We start from the raw sequence: 21,293 nt of genomic DNA on the forward strand, positions 1-21,293 counted from the left end.
GATGCGGGGCTATGGGCAAGGTGACGGGCAGACGCCAAAGACGCAACCCGGCGCGCGACATGCGGCTTTGCCAGAGCGTTTAACAAGCAAAAGGCCCGCGCGCTTGTCGCGCACGGGCCCTAAAACCTTGCCTGAGATTAGCCGCGGGGCTCTGGCTCAGTCTCAGGCTCAGGCCGCTTCGACGGCCTGCAGCTTGCGCAGAACCTCGCCGTAGCCGCCGCCCTGCAGATACCCGCTTTCGGTCGAGGTTGAGCTGCGCGACAGCGCCTCGTTGCGGGTTGGGAAGCGCCCGAACTCGCGGATCACCTCGCGGTGCGCGCGGGCGTGCAGCAGGTTGCTGGCGCCACTTTCGGTGAGCCGCTCTTTCATCAGACGGATGCAGCGCTCCTGATCGCAAAGGTTCTCGGAATGCATCAGCGGCAGGTAGAAGAACTGCCGCGCGGGCTCGTCGATCTTCAGATCCCAGCCACGCCAGATCGCCTGTTTCGCCGCCGCCAGCGCGATTTCATCGGCCGCGAAGGCCTTGGCCTCGCCGCGGAACATGTTGCGCGAGAACTGGTCGAGCAGGATGATGTAGGCCAGCGCGCCACTGGGGTAGGTCAGCCATAGCCCGAACCGCCCCTCCATCGCGCCATCCCAAGTCTCCTCGAATTGGGAGCGTATCTCGGCGTCGAGCGCCGGGTCCGCCTTGTACCATTTGTCGCTGTCGGTCTGGTCGAGCCAGAATGCCAGAATATCCTCGGGGGCCTTCATACCTTCCATCCTTGCGTGCCGCTCCGGTGTCATTAACAGGTTACATTCGCCTGCCCCGGATGCTGAAGTCACAAATTCTGTCAATTGCGACAATACCTGCCTCGGTCCGTGTGCGCCTAATTAATAGGCACTCACCGCGTTCTATCTTCGGCCTCCGCCTCAGCTCTGGCGGCTTCGATCGCTTCGGCCTCTGCGGCTTCCTGCGCATCGATCACCGCTTCGCCGGCAACGCCGACCGCAACCATCGAGCCGGTTGGTGCGACCGCGGCGAAGGCACCCATGTCATCCGCATCGGGGGCCGCGCGGCGCGTCATGCGCCATCCGGCGTAGGCGGTGAGCCCCAGCATCAGCGCAGCGATCAGTACGAAGAAGCCCCCCGGCCCCATCGTCTCCATCGCGTACCCCGAGATCAGCGGCCCGGCGATCGCGCCCAAGCCGTTGATGAACAACAGGCCCGCCGACGCGGCCGCCATGCGGTCTGCGCCAAGGAAGTCGTTGGTGTGGGCGATGAGGATCGAATAAAGCGGGTTCGAGGCGCCGCCGATCAGGAAGGCGGCGACCAAGAGCACGGTGAAATGCCCCGAGAGCGTCACCGCCGCAGCCGCCGCCAGCCCGCCGACCAGCGCCACCGCCATCACCAGAACGCGGCGGTCCATCCGGTCAGACAGCCAGCCCAGCGGGTATTGCGTGACCAGCGCGCCCACGTAGAAGGCGGCGATGAAGGTGGAGATCTGCGCCAGCGTCAGCCCCGCCTCGGAGCCGTAGACCGCCGCCATGCCGAACTGCGACGCAAACACCCCACCAAGCAGGAACATGCCGACCATGCCAAGCGGCGAGACATGGAACAGCTCGCGCAGGCTCATCGGCCGTGTCGTGTCGAAGGCCGGGGTCGGCGAGATCGACAGCAAGATCGGCGCGAAGGCGATGGAAACCAGCACCGAGGGGATCACGAAGAGCAAAAAGCCCGAGGTGTCGGGGATCAGCAGCATGCCCTGCGCGGCGATGATGCCGACCATCTGCACGATCATATAAGCCGACAGCGCCTGGCCGCGGTTCTCGTTCGACGAGGCGTTGTTGAGCCAGCTTTCGGCGGTCACATAGACTCCGCAGTAGCAAAAGCCGATGATCATCCGCTCGACGGTCCAGATCACGGGATGCGGGAACGCCGGGTAGAGGATCAGCACCGCCGAGATGAACGAGCCGAGCGCGGCGAAGACCCGCACGTGGCCGACCCGACGGATCATGCCCGGTGTCAGCCGCGAGGCGAGCAGGAAGCCGGCGAAATACCCCGACATGACGATCGACATGGAAAAGGCGGAAAAACCGGCGTCGCCGCCGCGCACGCCCAAGAGCGAGCCTTGCAGACCGTTGCCCACCATAAGCAGCATGACGCCCAACAGCAGCGCCCAGGAATTCTTCAGAACCTCGGTCATGTCCGGCCCCTTGTCCATTCCGCCGTGACGCAGTTCTGTCACGTTTCACCACGGCGATTCCAACTTTGCGCCTGCCCTGCCCTCGCGGCGCATTCGGCGCAAGAGCATTTCAAAAACGGCGCCACATTAAGCACGATTTACCCGGAAAACACGGCGGATTTGTTAACTGGCTTGTATGGCACCGCCATGGTTGCATTCCGGCAAAGGCGAAAAACCGTCCGGTTACCAATTTCTTACCGTGCATCACATGCGACGCCCAGAATATCATAGCAAGCCGCCACCTGAGCGCCGCAAAGAAGGCGCAATTCCGGCGCTAAATATAGATGTGCGGGACATGTTTCCCCGCGCTGTGGAGGAACCAGTGGGAGGGCGCATCGGTATGGCGCGCAGAAGGGGTCAGGAAGCAAGAACCAGAGTATTCGGACAAAAGTTTCGCGAGCAGGAGGAGGGCTCGCTGACTGTGGAAATGGCGATATGGGCACCGTTTTTGTTGTGTGTCCTCGCGCTGATCATGGATTTCGCCTATCTGATGGTGGTCAACGCAAACATGTGGAGCGCCGCACGGGACACCGCCCGCGCCGTGTCGATCCATCGGGTTCGTCCCGCCGAGGCGAACGATTATCTGCGCAGCAGGCTGTTTTTCGGCAACAACGACTACGTGATTGACGTGCTGGTCGACCGTGATGAGGTCGATGCTCGCATCAGCCTGCCCGGTGCCAAGGCGTCGCTGACGCCGGTGATGGGCCGCTATGTGGTGGGCGAGTTGCACGCCTCGATCTCGATGCTGCGGGAGCCGAACTGATGGGCGCGCTCATCCCCAGGTACCGCGCACTTGCCGCACTGTGGCGCAAGGAAGACGGCGGCGGCACCGCCATCGCCCTTTTCCTGCTCATCGTGGGCACCTTGCTTGGCGGTGCGGCGATCGACGTCGCCAATGCGTGGCGGGTCAAGGAAATCCTGCAGTCGAATGCCGAGGCTGCGGCGCTCAGCGCAGCCACCCGCGCTTCGGAGCCGGTGATCACCCAAAGCCCGCGACAAGTGGCCAAGCGTATCGCCGGAGCCGGCCTCGAAGTGGCGCGGCTCGACAACGCTTGGCACGGCAACAGCTTCGAGATCGGTCGGCGCGACGCGGTCAGCGGCGTCTTCCTGCCCGGCCAGCATCCCTATGATGCGGTGCGCGTGACACTCAACCGCGACGAGGAACACGACAGCGCCGAACCGCTGCTGTTCCTTGGGCTGTTCGGCTATGACAAATGGGATCTCAAGGGGCAGGCCGTGGCGCAATTCCGCACCCGCGGTGCGCTGCGCTGCCCGTCGCCGCTGCTGTCGCTGCAGACGCGGGTCGATGTGTCGGCGCTGGATGTTTTCCTTGGCATCTGCCTGATGGCCAACGCCGGGGTCAGCTACGGCGACATGCCGCTGTGGCGCACCGAGGAGACCGACGCGCTGATCAACGGGTTGATCGCCCGAGGCGTGGATCTGCCGGGGCTGGATCTTTTCGGACTGCAGGAGCTAAGCCTCTCGGACGTCGAGGCGGTGGCGCGCACGGCGACGCAGAACATCCACATCCGCGATCTCGACGACATCGAGGTGCTGAGCGATGGCAGCGTCTACGTTGACTGCGAGGCTGGAGAGGTGCTGCGTCTGGGCGATGGCTTTGTGGTCGAGAACGCGGCGATCTTTTCCGAATGCCCGGTCCGGTTCGAGGGCGAGGTGTCGCTGCGTGCCAGCCTTGTGGTGTCGAACCTTCTGTCGCTGGTGCGCGATCTCGACGAGGCGCGCCTGCGCCCCGACAAGCTGCTCACCGGCTCGCCCGCCTGCGCGCCGGGCGACGGGGTGAAGGTGCTGCTCTTTGCCGATCTCGATGCGGTCGCAGGCATCCCGGCGCTGGTCTCGACCGACTCGCCGCTGGGGCTGTTCCTCGATCAGACCGTCGAAGAGACCGGGACCTTGCTGTCGGGCACGCTTGATCTGCTGGGCGGCATCGTGAACCCGCTGGTGCGCGAGATCTCGGAGATCACCACGGATTTGCAGCTTCTGCCGATCTGCCTGAACGCCGAAACCATGCTGAACGGCGACACGGTGGTGCTGCGATAGCGCAGGTCCCGCCCAAACCTCGCTGCTGCGCCTCAGGGGATCAGCAGCGAGGCATCGCCGTAAGAGAAGAACCGGTAGCGCTCGGCGATGGCATGCGCATAGACGCGGTCCATCCGCTCTTTGCCCATGAAAGCCGCGACCAGCATCATCAGCGTCGATTTCGGCAGGTGGAAATTGGTCATCAGCGCGTCGGCCACATGGAAGTTGAAGCCCGGATAGATGAAGATGTCGGTGACGCCGGTCCAGGGCGCGATCGCCCCGGCGTCGCGCGCGGCGGTCTCGATCAGCCGCAGCGCGGTGGTGCCGACGGGGATCACCCGCCCGCCCGCCGCCTTTGTGGCGGCGATCTCGGCGGCGGCCTCTTCGGTCACCTCGCCCCATTCGCCGTGCATCTTGTGAGTGGTCACATCATCCACCTTCACCGGCAGAAAGGTGCCCGCGCCGACGTGCAGCGTGACATGGGTGAACTCTACACCTTGCGCTTTGAGTGCCGCCAGCAGCGCCGCGTCGAAATGCAGCGAGGCGGTCGGCGCCGCCACCGCGCCCGAGGTCTTGGCCCAGACCGTCTGGTAGTCTTCCTTGTCCTGCGCGTCGGCGGCGCGCTTGGCGGCAATATACGGGGGCAGCGGCATCGCCCCCGCCTCGGCCAGAGCCGCATCGAAATCCTCGCCGGTTAGGTTAAAGCGCAGCAGGCCCTGCCCCTCTTCGCGCGCTTCCAGCGTTGCCGAAAGCTTATCCGAGAACACCACCGTCTCGCCCTCGCGCAGCTTTTTCAGCGGCTTCACCAGTGCCGCCCAGAGCCCTCCCGCGCGCGGCTCAAGCAGGGTGATCTCGATCCGCGCCTCGGTGTCGCCCTGCGCGCTGGAGCGGCGCCGCAGCCCCGACAGCCGCGCCGGGATCACCTTGGTGTCGTTCAGCACCAGCCGGTCACCGGGGCGCAGCCAATCGGTCAGGTCGCGCACAATGGCGTCGGTGATCGTCTCGCCCTCGGCCACCAACAGCCGCGCCGAAGAGCGGGGGTGCGCCGGGCGCGTGGCAATCAGGTCCTCGGGCAGAGGGAAATCGAAATCGGAAAGCTGCATGGGTCTGGGGTGCTCTGGGTGTTCTGGGGTCTTGGACAGCGGGTATGCCGCGCTACTGGCTCACCCGCGGCGGCGGGCGCCGGAAGATGTCACGGAACATGCCCGGGGTGAAGACCGAAAGCGGGTTCACGCTCACCGCCGGATCGGCGACCGGGCCGCGCAGGTTGAAGTTGAAGCCGATCAGCCCCTCGCCCTTGCGCGAGAACAGCTGGCCGATGCCGTTGATCACGTAGATCGGCGACAGCACGCCCTGCATGTCCATCATTCCGGTGGCGAGATTGGCATAGCCGTCCATCGAGATGCCCATCGACGGGCCGGTGGCGCTGGACCGAGTGAGGATAATCTGCTGCGGCGTCAGCCGGAAGCGCGCGTCGACCTCGGAAAAGAAGATACCCGGCCCGTTCAGCTGATCGATGATGCCGACGACGCTGATCCCATCCAGCATCTGCACCACGGCCGGGTTCTTTTGCATGCGGGTGCCTTCGATGGTCAGCGCGCCATCGTATTCGCCGGTCTTTCCCTGCACCGGCACAAGCGTCAGATCGAAGGTGCCGTCCTGAATATTCTGCATCACCCCCGCGCCCTTGAGCACATCGCCAGCGTCCCGCGCGCGGATGCGGATCGCCGTGCCGCCGTTCTGCGGCACCACGTCGCCGCGCACCGGCGCACGGCCCCCGACGGAGCCGGTGAAGGTGCCGTTCATCCCGCGGCGGGTGTTGAAGCTGCCTTCCAGATTGGTGATGGCGATCTTGTCGGTGACCTGCAGTCGGTTGACGGCAATCTCGATCGGCCCGCCGCCTCCGCCACCGCCCGATCCCCCCACGGGTGCACCGCGCATGTCGAGCATGCTGCCGGTCAGGCGCATGGCGGGCGCGGCGTTGCGCCCGCGCCCGGTCAGCGCAGCCGCGCCGTCGAACCAGCCCCCGGCGCGCAGCACCGGCAGCGACAGCCGCCGCAACGTGCCGTTCTCGTTGAGGGCAACCGACCCCTGCGCGGTCAGCCCCGGCGCCGACAGCGCCAGCGTCTCGACCGACACCGGCGTGCCCAGCGTCCCGGCGACCTCCAGCGATCCGGTGCCGCCCTGCGACAGCCGCCATCCCAACTGCGGCAGGGACACGCCCAGCCCGGCAAGATCAGACGTCAGCACGAATTGCGGAGGCTGCCCTTTCGGCAGCGTGATGTCGATCCGCCCGCGCCCCTGCCCCGAGAAGGTGCCCGCCGGAAGCCCGATCCCCAAAGACTGCGACACCGCCTCAGAGAGCACCACATCACCTTCGACCTTGCCGGGCGTGTCCGGGGTGAACGACTGCGTCCACGCGCCATCAAAGGGCGCGCCCGACAGATCGCCCTCGCCGCTGACGCTGACCCCGGTATCGTCCACCGCCACATAAAGTTCCTCGGCACGCAGCACTTTGCCCGGCACGACCTCGGCGCTCTCCACCCCCGTCACCCGCCCGTCGGCGATCACCGTGATCTCTTCGCGCTGCACGCCTTTCTTGAGCGGCGTGACGACGCGGACATGCGCCGACACCTCGCCGGTCCCCAGAGCCACCGGCTTGTTCGCCTTCTTCATCACCTCCAGCGGCTTTTCGTCGAGGTAAGACAGCGCCGCCTCAAGCGAGCCGGTGGCCCTGACGTTGACCTCGCCGGTCATCGGGCGCTGGGTCAGATCGGGGATGACAAAACTCGATCCCTTCCCCTGCAGCACACCGCCCTGGCGGGGCCGCACCTCGCCGCTGTCGAGAAGCACAGTCAGGCGGTTGCGCAAGAAGGACAATTGCCCAACGCCCTCCATCAGCCGCGGCAGGGTGCGCGAATAGGTCAGTTCCAGCCCATCGAAGCGGCTTTGCAGATAAGGCACAAGCGGCCCGCCCGGCGTCAGCCGCAGCGCCAGCCCGACGTCGCGGAAGGTGCCGGCGTAGATATTCTTCTCGACCCAGTCGCGGCCCTTCTCAGCAGCCGACCGCGGCCAGTAGGCCAACAGCGTCTCGGGGCGCAGCGTGTCGATCTGCGCATCCAGCGTCATGTGCCAGCCGCCCTCCTCCGCAGCCAGCGAGCCGCTGGCGCGCAACGGCAGATCCGGGTCCGTCACCCGCAGCCGCCCAAGCTCGAAACGGAATGGATCAAAGTTCAGCCGCCAGTCGGTTTCCGCGCCCGCCAGTTTTAGCTTGTCGTCGAAAAAACCCTCGGGATCGGCCTCTAGCTGGGTGAACCGGAACTGCCCGACCATGGCGCCGGGCATGCCCTGCGACAGCCCTTCAAGCACCGCCCGCCCGTCCGAGACCATCGTGCCGAGCTGGCTCTTCACCGAGATCTCGTCAAAGGTCAGCGTGGCGGTCTTGGGATCGAAAGAGAAATAGGTCCGGGCGTTCTCGAAGGGGATCGGCTGCGTGTCGGCGCGCGGCTGCAGAACACCCTCGCCGATCTGCAATGTTGCCGAGAGTGCGCCAAGCGCATCGCCGTCCGTGACCTCACCGCGCAGCGAGCCGGAGATCGGCGCGCGCAGACCGTTCAGCCATGCCAGCGCCGGGCTTTGCGTGGCGATGTCCTGCGCCCGCAGGTTGCTGAGGTTGGTGCCAAAACTGACCCGGTCTTCGCCGATCTGGCTTTCGGCGTTGAAGGACAGCGTTGCCGGCACATCGCCCCGGCCCAGCAGCGCCACGTCACCGGCGATACGCAGCGTGTCGTCCTCGCGCCGCAGTCCGACGCGGCCACCATCGGCAGTCCATGCCCGACCGGCGCGCGCATCCTCGTAGCGCAGGGTCAGCGCGTCGGCCTCAACCGCGCGCAGCCCGGCCAGCCGTGGCTCTTCGGCCAGCGTGTCGATCAGCGCGAGGATGGTGGCCAGATCGGGCAGCGGTCCGTCCGATGCGAGCATATCGTCGATGCCCATGGTCAGCTGCCCGTCCGCGTCGCGGCGCAGCATCAACTGCACGCCCGACACACGCACGGTGCGCAACTGGTAATCACCGCGCAGCAGATGCGTCGGCGCCAGTCCCACTTCGACCAAACCCAGCGATCCCAGTTGCGCGCCCGCATCGGTCTGCACATCGACGTCGGTCAACGCGATATGCGCCAGCAAATCGGATTGCAGCCGCAGCCGCAGGTCGCCGAAATCCACATCCAGCCCCGGCACGGCTTCGGCCAAGCGCGCCTCGATGGTGTCGCGCAGCCAGTCCGGCGCCGATACCGAGCGCCCCATCGCGTACCAGATGCCGCCGCCCAGCAAGGCCAAGACCAGCAGCAGCGCCCCCACCCCGCAGCCGCAGCCCCAAAGCACCACACGGCGGCGCGTGGAACGGGGTTTTCTGGCTTTGCTGCGGCGTGTCACTGGCAGTGCGCTCTCTTCTCGCTATTGTCCTTCTTCGGGTTCTAGCCCAAGAACCACGCAAAGCGAACTGCCCCAAAGGAGATGCGCGATGTCCGACATGGCCCCCGATTTCACCCTTCCCGTCACCGGCGGCGGAGAGATCACCCTCTCGGACCTGCGCCCCGCAAAGGTGGTTCTGTTCTTTTACCCGCGCGACGACACCTCTGGCTGCACGGTCGAGAACCAAGATTTCTCGCGACTTCTGCCCGAGTTCGAAGCGCTGGGTGCCAAAGTTTTTGGCATCTCAGCGGACTCTCTGGAAAGCCACGAAAAATTCATACGCAAGAAGGCGCTTACCGTGCCGCTGCTGTCGGATGAAACCGCCGAGACCTGCACCGCCTATGGCGTGTGGAAGGAAAAGAAGATGTACGGCAAGACCTTCATGGGCATCGAGCGCAGCACGCTGCTGATCGACGGCGAAGGCCGGATCGCGCGCGAATGGCGCAAGGTGAAGGTGCCGGGCCACGCCGACGAGGTGCTCGAGGCCGTGAAGGCACTTTGATCGCCCTTCCCCCGGCGGCGCGCTCTGCCGGGGCCACGCTTTTCGCCGGGAGCCTCCGGCGGACGTCGGATTTCGCCGATCCAGCGCGTATGTCTTGGCGCGCAGCCAGGTGCCGAAAATCCGGGCATGCCCCTAGGTTAATCCTATACAAAAGAAGTACCTGAGATCGGCGAGTTTTCGCCGCTTGCGCGCTCATCCGCTGCTCCGAGCGAATCGCAAGCCCAAAATTGTTGCGATTTTGGGGTGGTCTGGTAGGCACCTTGCAGGCGCAGGAATTAGGGGACCTTCGCCAGAACTGGGACGGAATAAGGGACTGACACGTGCGAACGCGTCTCGCGATCAAATGGCACGCGCTGCTAGAGCGCTACTTTCCGGAACGCCGGCTTTTTCTGAGATCGGACAATGACACGCGGTTCATCCGCCTCCGATCGGGCACTCAGGCCGCCGCGACGCTTGGCATCGCCCTCACCATGGGCTGGACCATCGTTGCCACCGCGATCCTGATGATGGACAGCATCAGCGCCGGCAACTTCCGCGAGCAGGCCCGCCGCGATCAGACCACCTATCAGCAACGCCTGAACGAGTTGTCGCGAGAGCGTGACGTGCGCGCCGCAGAGGCCAAGGCCGCCCAGGAACGCTTCAACACCGCCCTCGCGCAAGTTTCCGAGATGCAGTCCCAGCTGCTCGACAGCGAGACCCGCCGCCGCGAGCTGGAAACCGGCATCGACGTGATCCAGTCCACGCTGGGCACCGCAATGAAAGAGCGCGAAGACGCCGCGTCCCGCCTCGCAACCCTGCAGGGGCAACTGGCCGAAGGCGGCACCGCGATCGCCTCTGCCGAAGGTGATAGCACGCTCGACCTTCTGTCCGAGGCGCTGGCCCGCACCGCCGAAGAGCGCGATCAGGTGGTCGCCGATGCGCAGGACGCGCTGGTCCGCGCCGACGAGATGGCCACCGAACTGCGTTTGCGCGAAGAACAGAACGACATCATCTTCCGACAGCTCGAAGACGCGATGACCATCTCGGTCGAACCGCTCGACAAGATGTTCAAGGCCGCCGGGATGAACCCCGACAGCCTGATCAGCCAAGTGCGCAAGGGCTACTCGGGTCAGGGCGGCCCGCTCACCCCGCTGACCTTCACCACCCGCGGGAAGGAGCCCTCGATCGACACCGAGCGCGCCAACCGCATCCTTGGCGAGATGGACAAGCTGAACCTCTACCGCATTGCCGCCGAGAAGGCCCCCTTCGCCGTCCCGTTGAAGGATCCGTTCCGCTTCACCTCGGGCTTCGGCCGGCGCTGGGGCCGCCTGCACGCGGGCACCGATTTCGCCGCGCCGCATGGCACGCCGATCTACGCCACCGCCGACGGCGTGGTGATCCACGCGGGCTGGATGTCGGGCTATGGCCGCCTTGTAAAAGTGCAGCACGAGTTCGGCATCGAGACGCGCTATGCCCACATGTCCAGAATCAACGTCAAGGTCGGCCAAAGGGTCTCGCGCGGGCAGCAGGTTGGTGCTATGGGAAATACAGGACGCTCAACCGGCACGCATCTTCACTACGAAGTTCGCGTAGGCGGCGAGCCCGTCAATCCCATGATCTACATCAAGGCTGCAAACGATGTTTTCTAAGAGCAAGATCAATGAACCGGGGCCGAAAGCTGAGGACAGCGCGGCAAAGCCTGCCGTGTCCGAGACGCCGCGCGCGACCTCCGAGTTCAAACCTTCGGCCCCGAAAGCCAAGCCGCCGGCTTCGGTGCTGTCGAGCGATCTGCACATCACGGGCAACATCAAGACCACCGGCGATATTCAGGTGGAAGGCACCATCGAGGGCGACATCCGCGCCCACCTGCTGACCGTCGGCGAAAGCGCCACCATCAAGGGCGAGATCATTGCCGATGATGTGGTGATCAATGGCCGCATCGTTGGCCGCGTGCGCGGCCTGAAGGTGCGCCTGACCGCCACCGCCCGCGTCGAGGGCGACATCATCCACAAGACCATCGCCATCGAGTCCGGCGCCCATTTCGAGGGTTCGGTGCAGCGCGCCGACGATCCGCTTTCGACCGGCAAGAAGGGCGCGGCTCCCGCCACCGCAGCGCCGGAACAGCAAAGCGCCGGCTGAGGCTCTTGGCCAGCTACTGACTTAAAAACGCCGGGCCTCTGCCCGGCGTTTGCATTTGCCGCACTTGCATTCGACAAAGCCGCCGTAGCGCCCTGCCCTCCTGCTCACGCTTCCAGTTCGGCATCCCAGTAAAGGAAGTCCAGCCAGCTGTCGTGCAGGTGGTTGGGTGGGAACTTCCGCCCGGTATTCAGCAGTTCCCCTGCCGTGGGCTGTCGGGGCGCCCGGTAAAGCGACATGCCGGCGCGGCGCAGGCTCTTGGAGCCCTTGCGCAGGTTGCACGGCGAGCAGGCCGCCACGACGTTCTCCCAGCTGGTGATACCACCAGAGGCGCGCGGCACCACGTGGTCAAAGGTCAGATCGCCCTTGCTGCCGCAGTACTGGCAGCGGAACTCATCCCTCAAGAAAAGATTAAAGCGCGTGAAGGCCACGCGCTTTCTCGGTTTTACGTAATCTTTCAGCACCACGACGCTGGGGATTTTCAGCGTCATCGAGGGGCTTCGGACCACCTCGTCGTATTCGGCGATGATATCCACCCTGTCGAGGAAGGCCGCCTTCACCGCTTCCTGCCATGGCCAGAGCGACAGCGGGTAATACGAGAGCGGGCGATAGTCCGCGTTCAGCACCAGCGCGGGGTGTTGCCGGAGCGCCGAAGGCTCTCTTACGAAGTGAGTTCTGAAGTCGCCGTCCATGGGTGAGTCGTCCCCCGCTCTGTCTGCCGTAAGGGCACCAGAGCGGGACACCCCGCCCCAGCCGTAAGACCACTATATATCGCGGATAGGCTCTGACAAGCCTCGCTATATGCCCTGATGCCCCTGTGCATAGGTGATGCTCATGACATGAGCATGACACCAGGGCGGCACCTGCGCTAGCCTTGCGACATGACCGATGAACACCTTCCCGACACCGCCCCGCCGCCACATCTGCTCGAAGCGGCGGTCTATTGCGCCGATCTCGACGCCGCCGAGGCCTTCTATGCCGACGTCATGGGGTTGGAAAAGCTGCAGCGCGTGGGCGATCGCCACGTCTTCTTCCGGGTCGGCAGCGGCGTGCTGCTGGTCTTCAACCCCACTGAGACGGAAAAGCCGCCACGCAACCCGGCGATGCCGGTGCCGGCGCATGGCGCGCGTGGGCCGGGCCATGTCTGCCTTGCCATGCCGGGCGAGGCCTTGGACCGCTGGCGCGAGCGGCTGCAGCAGGCCGGGGTCGAGATCGAGGCCGACTTCGCGTGGCCGAACGGCGCGCGCTCGATCTACTTCCGCGACCCCGGCGGCAATTCGGTGGAATTGGCAGAGCCGCGGCTCTGGGGGTAGCACGCCACGCGCGGCGCGCCCGCAGGTTCGCCGCGCGGCCCCGCTACTGGCGCGGCGCCTGCAGCGAGGTCGCGCGAAGGCGGATCAGAACCCGCATTTGTCGCGCAGGAAGGCCAGCGACACGCCCAGACCCTCGGGATCGATGCCGTGGCCGGTCCCCTTCATCACATGGGCATAGACCTCTTTCCAGCCTGCCGCCTGCAAAGCCTCGGCGGCGGCGGGCAGCGCCTCAGGCGGCACCACCTCGTCTTGATCGCCATGCACCAGCAGAACCCGCGGACGACAGACCACTTCGTCGGCCAGCAGCTCCGGCGACATCAGCCGCCCCGAGAATCCCACCAGCCCGGCCACCTCGTCCTCGCGGCGCGGCGCCACGTGCAGCGCCATCATCGTGCCCTGCGAGAAGCCAAAGAGCGCCACCTGCTCGGGCAGCAAGTCCTCGTCCACCATCAGCGCATCGAGAAAGGCGTTGAGGTCTTCGATGGCCCGCGCCATGCCCTGCATGGCTTCCTCTTCCGACGATCCGTCGATCCACGGCAGCGGAAACCACTGGAAGCCCATTGGCGAGCCGGCGCAATCCTCGGGCGCGTCGGGGGCGACGAAGAGCGTGTCGGGCAGATGCTCGGCGAGCGGATCGGCGAGGCCCAGCAGGTCGGCGCCATTGGCACCATAGCCGTGCAGGAAGACGACGCAGGAACGGGTCTCGCCCGATGCGGGGCCCTTGCGGCCAGCCTGAAGAACGCGGGTCATGCAATACCTTCCCTTTGCTTTTGCACATGGTAGTAGGCCCAGAGCGCGCGCGCCGCAACCGCCCGCCACGGGCTCCATGCCTCGGCCATCTTGCGCAACTCGCGTTCCTTCGGGCGTTCATCCAGTTCGAACAGCAGCCGCGCCGCCTCCTGCAGCGCCAGATCGCCCGGCGCAAAGACATCCGCATGGCCGAGCGAGAACATGGCGTAGATCTCGGCGGTCCACACACCGATGCCCTTCACCGCCGTCAGCGTCTCCACCACCACCGGCGTCGGCGCCGTGCGCAACGCGTCGAAATCGATCCCCTCGGCGGCCAGCGCCTGCGCGTAGGTCGCCTTCTGCCGCGACAGGCCAAGCCCGCGCAGTTCCTCGACATCTTTCGACAGGATCGCCTCGGGGGTGGTCATTCCCGCCTCCTCGAGCCGCGCCCAGATCGCCCGCGCCGAGGCGACACTGACCTGCTGGCTGACGATGGCCGAGAGCAGCTGCGCGAACCCGTCCGGGCGGCGTCGCAGCGGCAGCGTGCCGGTCAGATCAAGCGCATGGGCAAAGCGCGGCTCGGCCTCGGCCAGCCACGCGCACCCTTCGGCCACGCAGGCGTCCGAGTGGATGATCCGCCCGACAGGGCCATGTTGCTCCATAGGTGCCGTCGCTTTCCCGCTTTTCATTGGCCTGCAATTACGCAGCTTGCCGCTGCGCCCCCTGGCGATCCGACCGCGCGAAAGACGCCAAGCGGCGTCAGGCCGCAGCCGTGCCCCCTTGTGCTCATCTTTACCGCGCCCTACCGATTGCGCATGCACAGCACAACAGAGTCCCGCGCCCGGCGCAATGTCACCATTCTGGTTCTCGCGCAGGCCTTTCTTGGCGCGCAGATGCCGATGATCTTCACCATCGGCGGACTGGCCGGGCAGTCTCTGGCCCCCAACCCGTGCCTTGCGACGCTGCCGATCTCGCTGATCGTACTGGGCACGATGCTCTCGGCCACGCCGGTGTCGGCCTTCATGCAGCGCTTCGGGCGCCGCGCGGGGTTCTTTCTGGGCACCTTTGGCGGCACACTTGGCGGCATCGTCGGAGCGACGGGGCTGTACCTGCAGTCCTTCCCGATCTTCCTGCTCGGCAGCCTGATCACCGGGCTCTACATGTCGGCGCAGGGGTTCTATCGCTTCGCCGCCGCCGACACCGCGTCGCCAGCGTTCCGGCCCAAGGCGATTTCCTATGTGATGGCCGGCGGGCTGGTTTCGGCGCTGATCGGCCCGCAGGTGGTGAAGCTGACGGCAGACGCCTATGTGATCCCCTTCTTCGGCACCTACGCCGCGGTGATCGCGGTGAACCTGCTGGGCTCGCTGCTGTTTCTCTTCCTCGACATTCCCAAGCCCCCGGCCCCTGCCGAGGGCAGCCCCTATGGCCGCACCCGCTGGCAGCTGATCACCACCCCGCGCATCGCCGTCGCGGTGATCTGCGGCATGGTGAGCTACGCGCTGATGAATTTGGTGATGACCTCGACGCCGCTGGCGGTGGTCGGCTGCGGGTTCGAGACCTCGGATGCGGCCAATGTGGTCAGCGCCCACGTGCTGGCGATGTTCGCGCCGTCTTTCTTTACCGGCCAGATGATCAACCGTTTTGGCGTGGAAAAGATCATGGGCCTCGGGCTCTTCATCCTCGCTGGCGCGGGCGCGGTGGCGATGACCGGCGTGGAGCTAGAGAACTTCTTCATCGCGCTGGTGCTGCTGGGGATCGGCTGGAACTTTGGCTTCATCGGCGCGACCACCATGCTGGCAGGTGCACATACTGCCGAAGAGCGCGGCCGCATGCAGGGGCTGAACGACCTGCTGGTGTTCGGCGGGGTGACCTTTGCCTCGCTGGCATCGGGCGGGCTGATGAACTGCTCGGGCGGCACGCCGCAGGAAGGCTGGACCGCGGTGGTTCTCGCCATGGCGCCCTTCCTCGTGCTGGCGGGCGGCGCGCTGATCTGGCTGGTGCTGCGCCCCGAAGAGCAGCCGGCAGAGTGAGGCCCGGCGGCGGGCCTCGCCCGTCGCAGTCTGATGCGGTGACTCAGACCCGCCCGGTGAAGCCGGCCTTCACCAGCCGCGCCCGTTTGGAGAATTCCGAAAGCTCCAGCGCCCCTTCGGCGACACGTTGCGGCTCTTTCGCCGCCAAGGCCAACAACGGCGCCGCCTGCCATCCCGCAAGCAACGCGGGGCGCGACGGTTTCGGCACTGCGCCAAAGCCTTTGCGCGCCCGATCCAGCCGATCCAGCCCGCCCTGTGCGAGCGCCGCGACGCCCTCGGGCCGCCCGTCGAGCAGCGGCACCCGGCCCTTGCTCTCAAGCTCCGGCACCGCGCGCAGGAAGGCCGCGAGCCCAAAGGCATAGCCTGCATCCAGCGCGACCTGCTCGTCGATCCCGCCAAGCGCCTGTCCTGCCGCAAGCAGCAGCAGGCCCGAGGTTTCCTCGAGGTAGCGGGTCAGATGCGCCTCGTCTTCAAACGGATCACGATAGATGTCCCAGCGCCGCGCCCCGACCAGCGGGTCGAGCCGCGCTGCGGTCTCGGCGTCCAGCACATCCGCCAGCGGCGTGACCACCTCGTGCCGTCGCACCACGCCGCCCTTGGCGATCTCTTCCAGCGCGTCGCGCCACCATTGCAGGCGCATCTCGGCGATCATCGTCTCCTGCGTCACCCATGGGGCCCGCGCCACCTCCAGGTTGAACGCGTAAAGCGGAAACAGCACGCGCCGCGCCTCGGGCGGCGCGGCCATGGCGGCGGCGAAACGGTCGGGATCGCCGCGCTCGATCAGCCCGGCGCAGGCGACGAGGTCATCACTGAGCTGCACGCGCGGCCCCGCTGTCACGGATCAGTTTCCAGCGCACCGCATCAAGCAGCGCCTCGAAGGAGGCATCCACTATGTTGGCGCTGACGCCCACGGTCTGCCAGCGCCGCCCGGCGCCGTCCTCGCTGTCGATGATCACCCGCGTCACCGCCTCGGTGCCGCCTTGGGTAATGCGCACCTTGAAGTCCACCAGTCGCATGTCGTCGATCATCGACTGATAGGGGCCGAGGTCCTTGGCCAGCGCTTTTGACAGCGCGTTCACCGGGCCGCGGTCGTGGCCTTCGGTGTCGAGGCTGTCCGACACCGACAGCTTCTTCTCGCCGTCGATCTTCACCACGACCACAGCCTCGGACAGCGAGACCATCTGATCGTATTTATTCTTGCGGCGCTCGATGGTCACCCGGTAGCGCTTCACCTCGAAGAACTCGGGCAGCAGCCCCAACTCGTCGCGCGCCAGAAGCTCGAAGCTCGCCTGCGCGGTGTCGTAGGTGTAGCCCTCGGACTCCTTGGCCTTGATCCGCTCGAGAATGCGACCCAGCGCCGGGTCGCCCTTTTCGACCTCCAGCCCCGCCTCGGCAAGACGGCGACGCAGGTTCGATTGCCCGGCCTGGTTCGACATGGGGATCACGCGGCGGTTACCCACCTGCCCCGGCTCGATGTGCTCGTAGGTGGTGGGATCCTTGAGGATCGCGCTGGCGTGCAGCCCCGCCTTATGGGCAAAGGCCGAACTGCCGACAAAGGCCGCCTGCCGCATCGGCACGCGGTTGAGGATCTCGTCGAGCATGCGGCTCATCTGGGTCAGCCCCTCCAGCCCCTCGCGGCTGACGCCAGTCTCGTAACGGCTGGCGTAGGGTTCTTTCAGCAGCAGCACCGGGATCAGCGTGGTTAGATTGGCATTGCCGCAGCGCTCGCCCAGACCGTTGAGCGTGCCCTGCAGCTGCCGCACACCCGCGTCGATCGCCGCCAGCGTACAGCCGACAGCGTTCTCGGTGTCGTTGTGGGTGTGGATACCAAGCTTGTCTCCGGGCACGCCCGCAGCGATCACCTCGCGCACGATCCGCCCCACCTCGTCGGGCAGCGTGCCGCCATTGGTGTCACACAGTACCACCCAGCGCGCGCCGTTTTCCAGCGCCGCCTTCACGCAGTCGAGCGCGTAGCCGGGGTTGGCCTTGTAGCCGTCAAAGAAGTGTTCCGCGTCGAACAGCGCCTCGCGGCCCTGCGCCACGCAATGCGCCACCGAAGACGAGATCGCCTCGAGGTTTTCCTCAAGCGTGATGCCGAGCGCGGTGGTGACGTGGAACTCATGGGTCTTGCCAACGAGGCAGACCGACGGCGTGCCCGCGTTCAGAACCGCCGCCAGCACGTCGTCATTGGCCGCCGAGCGCCCGGCCCGCTTGGTCATGCCAAAGGCGGTGACGGTGGCGCGGGTCTGGCCAACCTCGTCAAAGAAGGCGCTGTCGGTGGGGTTGGCGCCGGGCCAGCCGCCCTCGATATAGTCGACCCCCAGTGCATCCAGCGCCGCGACGATGCGGTGCTTCTCGGCGGTGGAGAACTGCACGCCCTGCGTCTGCTGCCCGTCGCGCAGGGTGGTGTCGTAGATATAGAGACGGTCCTTCATGCGGTCCTCCCTTCGTTTCCAGAGGCGCAGAGCAAGGCGCGCGGGCGCCATGCCCGACCTCGGGAGGGCCGGGACACAGGCGCAGCGTTTGCACTCCAAAGCATCCTCGCCGCGCAAGAGGAAGATGTCCCGACGAATGCCCTCCCGGGGGGGAGGTCGGGCATGGCGCTTGCGCGCCGTTGGGCTGTCTGGGTTGTCATCACACTAGCCCCTCCAGCTTGGCCGCATCGAAACCGGCGCCGGGCAGAAGCTCGACGCCCGCCTTGGACATGCGCACTTCGACCCCGGCCTCGATCAGCGCGGTCTTGAGCCGGTCGACCTCGGAGAAATCCTTGGTCTCCATCGCCTTGGCGCGGACGCCGGCGAGGTGGTCGGCGAGGCCCGAGAGGTCCACATCCGGGGCCATCGCCCACTCCGGAATTCCCGCATCAAGGAAGCCCAGAAGACGCAGCGAAGCCCTCAGCGTGGCCGTATCCCCAGCGTGTGAAAGCTGGTGCAGTTCCGCGATGGCTCCGGCGGTGTTCAGGTCGTCGGACAGCGCATCGACAAGCGGCTGGTAGGGCTCAGCGTTGTCCAACGCTTCTGCGGCCTGTGCGTACCACTTGCGCAGTGTCGCCTCGGCCTGTGCTGCCTTCTCGGCGGTCCAGTCCATCGGCTTGCGGTAATGGGTCGAGAGCATGACGAAGCGGATCACCTCGCCCGGCACGGCGGGCATGGCGTCGTGACCGTCCAGCAGATCGCGCACGGTGAAGAAGTTACCCAAGGATTTGGACATCTTCTTGCCCTCGACCTGCAGCATCTCGTTGTGCAGCCAGACCTTGGCGAAGTCGCCATGCGGGTGGGCGCAGCAACTCTGGGCGATCTCGTTCTCATGGTGCGGGAACATCAGGTCGTTGCCGCCGCCGTGGATGTCGAAACTCTCGCCAAGCAGTTCATAAGCCATGGCCGAGCATTCGATGTGCCAGCCCGGACGGCCCCGGCCCCACGGGCTGTCCCAGCCCGGCAGGTCGTCGGCCGAGGGCTTCCACAGCACGAAGTCCATCGGGTTGCGCTTGTACGGCGCCACCTCGACCCGCGCCCCGGCGATCATGTCATCGACCGAGCGGCCCGAGAGCGCGCCGTAGGCCTTGTAGCTCTCGACGGCGAAGAGCACATGCCCCTCGGCCTCATAGGCATGGCCATCGGCGATCAGCCCCTCGATCATCGCGATCATCTGAGAGATGAACTGCGTGGCGCGGGGCATGTGGTCGGGCTCCTGCACCCCGACGGCGCCCATGTCCTGCAGATACCAGCCGATGGTCTCTTCGGTACGCTCGGCGATCAGGTCTTCAAGGCTGCGCGGATCGCCCGCCTCCTTGCGCGCCTGCGCGGTGGCGTTGATCTTGTCGTCGACGTCGGTGAAGTTGCGCACATAGGTGACGTGATCCGCCCCATAGACATGGCGCAGCAGCCGCGCCAGCACGTCAAAGACGATGGCCGGTCGGGCATTGCCGAGGTGCGCGCGGTCGTAGACCGTGGGCCCGCAGACATACATCCGGACGTTCTTGGGATCGATCGGGGTGAAGACCTCTTTCCGGCGAGTCTTCGAATTGGTCAACGAGATGGTCATGGCGCGCTCCTTCGCGGCGGTCGCGGCGGGAGTAGCAACTTCATCTCTCGATTGGAATAGAAGACCGGCCCGCCGAAGAAATCAGCAGGTAATGCAGCAAATCACGGTGGCGTTGCGCAGTGTCATGCGGCGTGTCTAACTCGGGCCATCGCGCGCGTCCAGCATTTCCACCAGCTTGCCCAGCGACGAGAGATTGCGCGCGGTAACCGGCGCCCCGGCGATCGCCTCGAGCCTTGGCGCAAGCTTCGAGCGCCCAAAGCCGCCCGGCGTGTGCAGCCAGATGAGCCCGTCGCCCTCGGCGATCTCGTCATCCGGCGCGGCCCATCGCTCAAAGAGGCCCCGATCAAGCGCGGCGGCGCTGAACAGGAACGCGGCATGCACGCGTTTCGGCTCTGCGGGACTGAACGGGCAGTTACGCAAGGCGGCGCGCACCCGGTCTGGCGGCGTCACCAGAACCGGCACCTCGATGCCGCGCGCCGCAAGCGCCCGCGCCAGAGCCTGTGCGAGATCGGCCCGATCACCCTCTGCGTCAAAGATCAGGTTGCCCGAGGCAAGATGGCTCTGTACCCGCCGCCAGCCCAGCCCCTCGCAGATCTGGCGCAAGCCGGCCATCGGCAGCGCGTTGGCGCCTCCGACATTTATCCCGCGCAGCAGCGCGACCTTGACAGACATGCCTCCTCCAAAGACCGGTGGACACGTCCCAAGAGTCCCTGTCGGGCGAAGCTTGGGTATCGCCCGGGCCGGGCCTCTCGATGGCCTGTCCAACAGAAAAGGCCCCGCCAATCGGCAGGGCCCTTCAGTCTCATCCAGAGCGGCTCACTCGGCTGCGTCAGATGCCGGGGCGCCGTCCGACGGCGTCTCCTCGGCCTTCTTGCGCGGCTTGCGGGCGCGCTTGGGCTTTTCTTCCGCCTGCTCGGACTTCTCGGCGGGCGCGTCGGCGGATTTCGCCGGCTCTTCGCCCTCGGTCTTCTTGCTGCGACGGGCCCGCGGCTTGGGTGCGGGCTTGGCTGCGGGCTTGGCCTTCGGTTTGGTTTCGGCGCGGCTTTCGGGCGTTTCGACAAGACCGCTGTCGCTGTCGTCGTCGGACGCTCCGCCCAGCACGTCGGGCTGATCACCAAGCCCCGGAAGGCTCTGGGTTTCCGCCTCGGGCTGCTGCGCCTTGGGCTGTTCCTGCGCCGCCTCGCCCGAACCTGACTGACCGCCCGAGGACTGCTGCCCACCCGAAGATTGACCACCGGAGGATTGGCCGCCGGAGGATTGGCCACCATTGCCCTGCTGATGGCCGCCCTGCTGGCTGTTGCCACCGTCGCGATTGTCGCTGCGGTTCTGGTCGCGTTCGGCCCGGTCGCGGTCCCGCTGCGCCTGACGCTCGCGGTTCTCTCGTTCTTGCTGTTCGCGGCGCTGGTCGGCCTCCTTCTGCGCTTCCGACAGCAGGCGCATATAGTGCTCGGCGTGCTGCTGGAAGTTCTCGGCGGCAACACGGTCGTTGCCGAGCGCCGCGTCGCGGGCCAGTTGGTTGTACTTGTCGATGATCTGCTGCGGCGTACCGCGCACCTTGCCCTCCGGGCCCGAACTGTCGAACACGCGGTTGACGACGTTCCCAAGAGTATTGCGGTTGCGGTTGTTCTTCGACCGCGAGCGGGATTTCGAGGATCGCATCTTGTCTGCTATCAGCCTTGTGTCTGACTGTCCCTGTGACCTCGGCGCTGCGCCTGATCTGGCGCCGTCAATGCCCGTGGTCACTCCAATGTCGGGTTGATGTCAGGCGGGACCGCTGTGAGGCATCCACCGCTCCGACCCCTATTGCTAATCATTTCGAGACAGG

General features: G+C 66.1%; 19 protein-coding genes. 7 read left to right on the forward strand and 12 right to left on the reverse strand.

Annotated elements, in window-relative coordinates; translation table 11 throughout:
• Positions 1-168: 168 nt before the first annotated feature.
• On the reverse strand, positions 169-753 hold the full coding sequence (locus ACXAJT_RS12085) for a DUF924 family protein (RefSeq protein ID WP_475235592.1): 585 nt from the start codon (positions 751-753) through the stop codon (positions 169-171).
• Between the two features lie 131 nt (positions 754-884).
• On the reverse strand, positions 885-2,186 hold the full coding sequence (locus ACXAJT_RS12090; protein WP_475235593.1) for an MFS transporter: 1,302 nt from the start codon (positions 2,184-2,186) through the stop codon (positions 885-887).
• A gap of 379 nt (positions 2,187-2,565) precedes the next feature.
• Here ACXAJT_RS12090 and ACXAJT_RS12095 point away from each other — a divergent pair, with 379 nt between their 5' ends.
• Positions 2,566-2,988, forward strand: a complete 423-nt coding sequence (locus tag ACXAJT_RS12095; protein WP_475235800.1) for a TadE/TadG family type IV pilus assembly protein — start codon at positions 2,566-2,568, stop codon at positions 2,986-2,988.
• Positions 2,988-4,283, forward strand: coding sequence for a pilus assembly protein TadG-related protein (locus tag ACXAJT_RS12100; protein WP_475235595.1), 1,296 nt, complete (start codon positions 2,988-2,990; stop codon positions 4,281-4,283). Before ACXAJT_RS12095 ends, ACXAJT_RS12100 begins: the two co-directional genes overlap by 1 nt.
• 32 nt (positions 4,284-4,315) lie before the next feature.
• Here the strand turns inward: ACXAJT_RS12100 and queA are convergent, their stop codons facing one another.
• Together queA and ACXAJT_RS12110 are read right to left on the reverse strand one after the other, a co-directional pair.
• A complete protein-coding gene (gene queA, locus ACXAJT_RS12105) occupies positions 4,316-5,365 on the reverse strand; it encodes a tRNA preQ1(34) S-adenosylmethionine ribosyltransferase-isomerase QueA (RefSeq protein WP_475235596.1) in 1,050 nt (349 codons plus the stop codon).
• A 52-nt stretch (positions 5,366-5,417) separates the two neighbouring features.
• Positions 5,418-8,696 carry a YhdP family protein gene (locus ACXAJT_RS12110; protein WP_475235598.1) on the reverse strand — a complete coding sequence of 1,093 codons (3,279 nt, stop codon included), beginning with the start codon at positions 8,694-8,696 and terminating at the stop codon, positions 5,418-5,420.
• 88 nt (positions 8,697-8,784) lie between these two features.
• Here ACXAJT_RS12110 and ACXAJT_RS12115 point away from each other — a divergent pair, with 88 nt between their 5' ends.
• From ACXAJT_RS12115 to ACXAJT_RS12125, 3 genes are all read left to right on the forward strand, one after another.
• Positions 8,785-9,237, forward strand: a complete 453-nt coding sequence (locus ACXAJT_RS12115; RefSeq protein WP_475235600.1) for a peroxiredoxin — start codon at positions 8,785-8,787, stop codon at positions 9,235-9,237.
• A gap of 320 nt (positions 9,238-9,557) precedes the next feature.
• Positions 9,558-10,865 carry a DUF5930 domain-containing protein gene (locus ACXAJT_RS12120; RefSeq protein WP_475235602.1) on the forward strand — a complete coding sequence of 436 codons (1,308 nt, stop codon included), beginning with the start codon at positions 9,558-9,560 and terminating at the stop codon, positions 10,863-10,865.
• Complete coding sequence (locus ACXAJT_RS12125) at positions 10,855-11,355, forward strand: bactofilin family protein (RefSeq protein WP_475235604.1); 501 nt, start codon at positions 10,855-10,857, stop codon at positions 11,353-11,355. The genes ACXAJT_RS12120 and ACXAJT_RS12125 overlap by 11 nt, the downstream gene beginning before the upstream one ends.
• 104 nt (positions 11,356-11,459) lie before the next feature.
• On the opposite strand, the gene ACXAJT_RS12130 is transcribed toward ACXAJT_RS12125, so the two are convergent.
• Positions 11,460-12,044 (reverse strand): HNH endonuclease, encoded by a 585-nt coding sequence (locus ACXAJT_RS12130; RefSeq protein ID WP_475235605.1) that lies wholly within the window; start codon positions 12,042-12,044, stop codon positions 11,460-11,462.
• 189 nt (positions 12,045-12,233) lie between these two features.
• On the opposite strand from ACXAJT_RS12130, the gene ACXAJT_RS12135 reads away from it, so the two are divergent.
• Positions 12,234-12,665 carry a VOC family protein gene (locus ACXAJT_RS12135; RefSeq protein WP_475235607.1) on the forward strand — a complete coding sequence of 144 codons (432 nt, stop codon included), beginning with the start codon at positions 12,234-12,236 and terminating at the stop codon, positions 12,663-12,665.
• An 84-nt stretch (positions 12,666-12,749) separates the two neighbouring features.
• Here the strand turns inward: ACXAJT_RS12135 and ACXAJT_RS12140 are convergent, their stop codons facing one another.
• The gene (locus tag ACXAJT_RS12140) at positions 12,750-13,415 is read right to left on the reverse strand and encodes an alpha/beta hydrolase (RefSeq protein WP_475235608.1); all 666 of its coding nucleotides are present in this window, start codon (positions 13,413-13,415) and stop codon (positions 12,750-12,752) included.
• A complete protein-coding gene (locus tag ACXAJT_RS12145; protein ID WP_475235610.1) occupies positions 13,412-14,056 on the reverse strand; it encodes a DNA-3-methyladenine glycosylase family protein in 645 nt (214 codons plus the stop codon). The genes ACXAJT_RS12140 and ACXAJT_RS12145 overlap by 4 nt, the downstream gene beginning before the upstream one ends.
• Before the next feature lie 153 nt (positions 14,057-14,209).
• On the opposite strand from ACXAJT_RS12145, the gene ACXAJT_RS12150 reads away from it, so the two are divergent.
• Positions 14,210-15,424 carry an MFS transporter gene (locus ACXAJT_RS12150; protein WP_475235613.1) on the forward strand — a complete coding sequence of 405 codons (1,215 nt, stop codon included), beginning with the start codon at positions 14,210-14,212 and terminating at the stop codon, positions 15,422-15,424.
• A 43-nt stretch (positions 15,425-15,467) separates the two neighbouring features.
• Here ACXAJT_RS12150 and ACXAJT_RS12155 read toward each other — a convergent pair whose 3' ends face one another.
• The 5 genes from ACXAJT_RS12155 to ACXAJT_RS12175 form a co-directional block, all read right to left on the reverse strand.
• Positions 15,468-16,244, reverse strand: coding sequence for a squalene/phytoene synthase family protein (locus ACXAJT_RS12155; RefSeq protein ID WP_475235615.1), 777 nt, complete (start codon positions 16,242-16,244; stop codon positions 15,468-15,470).
• Positions 16,231-17,859: a citramalate synthase gene (cimA, locus tag ACXAJT_RS12160; protein ID WP_475235617.1), complete on the reverse strand. Its 1,629-nt coding sequence runs from the start codon at positions 17,857-17,859 to the stop codon at positions 16,231-16,233. The genes ACXAJT_RS12155 and cimA overlap by 14 nt, the downstream gene beginning before the upstream one ends.
• Positions 17,860-18,058: 199 nt before the next feature.
• Positions 18,059-19,468, reverse strand: coding sequence for a cysteine--tRNA ligase (gene cysS / locus ACXAJT_RS12165; RefSeq protein ID WP_475235619.1), 1,410 nt, complete (start codon positions 19,466-19,468; stop codon positions 18,059-18,061).
• Positions 19,469-19,603: 135 nt separating this feature from the next.
• Complete coding sequence (locus tag ACXAJT_RS12170; protein ID WP_475235621.1) at positions 19,604-20,140, reverse strand: DUF1697 domain-containing protein; 537 nt, start codon at positions 20,138-20,140, stop codon at positions 19,604-19,606.
• A 144-nt stretch (positions 20,141-20,284) separates the two neighbouring features.
• Positions 20,285-21,127, reverse strand: a complete 843-nt coding sequence (locus ACXAJT_RS12175; RefSeq protein ID WP_475235623.1) for a DUF4167 domain-containing protein — start codon at positions 21,125-21,127, stop codon at positions 20,285-20,287.
• Between the last annotated feature and the right edge of the window lie 166 nt (positions 21,128-21,293).

The sequence above is a fragment of the Salipiger sp. ABF4_146 genome (assembly GCF_056161345.1).

Bases quoted from the DNA above. Each gene is read 5' to 3' on its own strand.
- ACXAJT_RS12085 (WP_475235592.1), bottom strand. From the start codon at position 753: ATGAAGGCCCCCGAGGATATTCTGGCATTCTGGCTCGACCAGACCGAC.
- ACXAJT_RS12090 (WP_475235593.1), bottom strand. From the start codon at position 2,186: ATGACCGAGGTTCTGAAGAATTCCTGGGCGCTGCTGTTGGGCGTCATG.
- ACXAJT_RS12095 (WP_475235800.1), top strand. From the start codon at position 2,566: ATGGCGCGCAGAAGGGGTCAGGAAGCAAGAACCAGAGTATTCGGACAA.
- ACXAJT_RS12100 (WP_475235595.1), top strand. From the start codon at position 2,988: ATGGGCGCGCTCATCCCCAGGTACCGCGCACTTGCCGCACTGTGGCGC.
- queA (WP_475235596.1), bottom strand. From the start codon at position 5,365: ATGCAGCTTTCCGATTTCGATTTCCCTCTGCCCGAGGACCTGATTGCC.
- ACXAJT_RS12115 (WP_475235600.1), top strand. From the start codon at position 8,785: ATGTCCGACATGGCCCCCGATTTCACCCTTCCCGTCACCGGCGGCGGA.
- ACXAJT_RS12125 (WP_475235604.1), top strand. From the start codon at position 10,855: ATGTTTTCTAAGAGCAAGATCAATGAACCGGGGCCGAAAGCTGAGGAC.
- ACXAJT_RS12130 (WP_475235605.1), bottom strand. From the start codon at position 12,044: ATGGACGGCGACTTCAGAACTCACTTCGTAAGAGAGCCTTCGGCGCTC.
- ACXAJT_RS12135 (WP_475235607.1), top strand. From the start codon at position 12,234: ATGACCGATGAACACCTTCCCGACACCGCCCCGCCGCCACATCTGCTC.
- ACXAJT_RS12140 (WP_475235608.1), bottom strand. From the start codon at position 13,415: ATGACCCGCGTTCTTCAGGCTGGCCGCAAGGGCCCCGCATCGGGCGAG.
- ACXAJT_RS12145 (WP_475235610.1), bottom strand. From the start codon at position 14,056: ATGGAGCAACATGGCCCTGTCGGGCGGATCATCCACTCGGACGCCTGC.
- ACXAJT_RS12150 (WP_475235613.1), top strand. From the start codon at position 14,210: ATGCACAGCACAACAGAGTCCCGCGCCCGGCGCAATGTCACCATTCTG.
- cimA (WP_475235617.1), bottom strand. From the start codon at position 17,859: ATGAAGGACCGTCTCTATATCTACGACACCACCCTGCGCGACGGGCAG.
- cysS (WP_475235619.1), bottom strand. From the start codon at position 19,468: ATGACCATCTCGTTGACCAATTCGAAGACTCGCCGGAAAGAGGTCTTC.
- ACXAJT_RS12170 (WP_475235621.1), bottom strand. From the start codon at position 20,140: ATGTCTGTCAAGGTCGCGCTGCTGCGCGGGATAAATGTCGGAGGCGCC.
- ACXAJT_RS12175 (WP_475235623.1), bottom strand. From the start codon at position 21,127: ATGCGATCCTCGAAATCCCGCTCGCGGTCGAAGAACAACCGCAACCGC.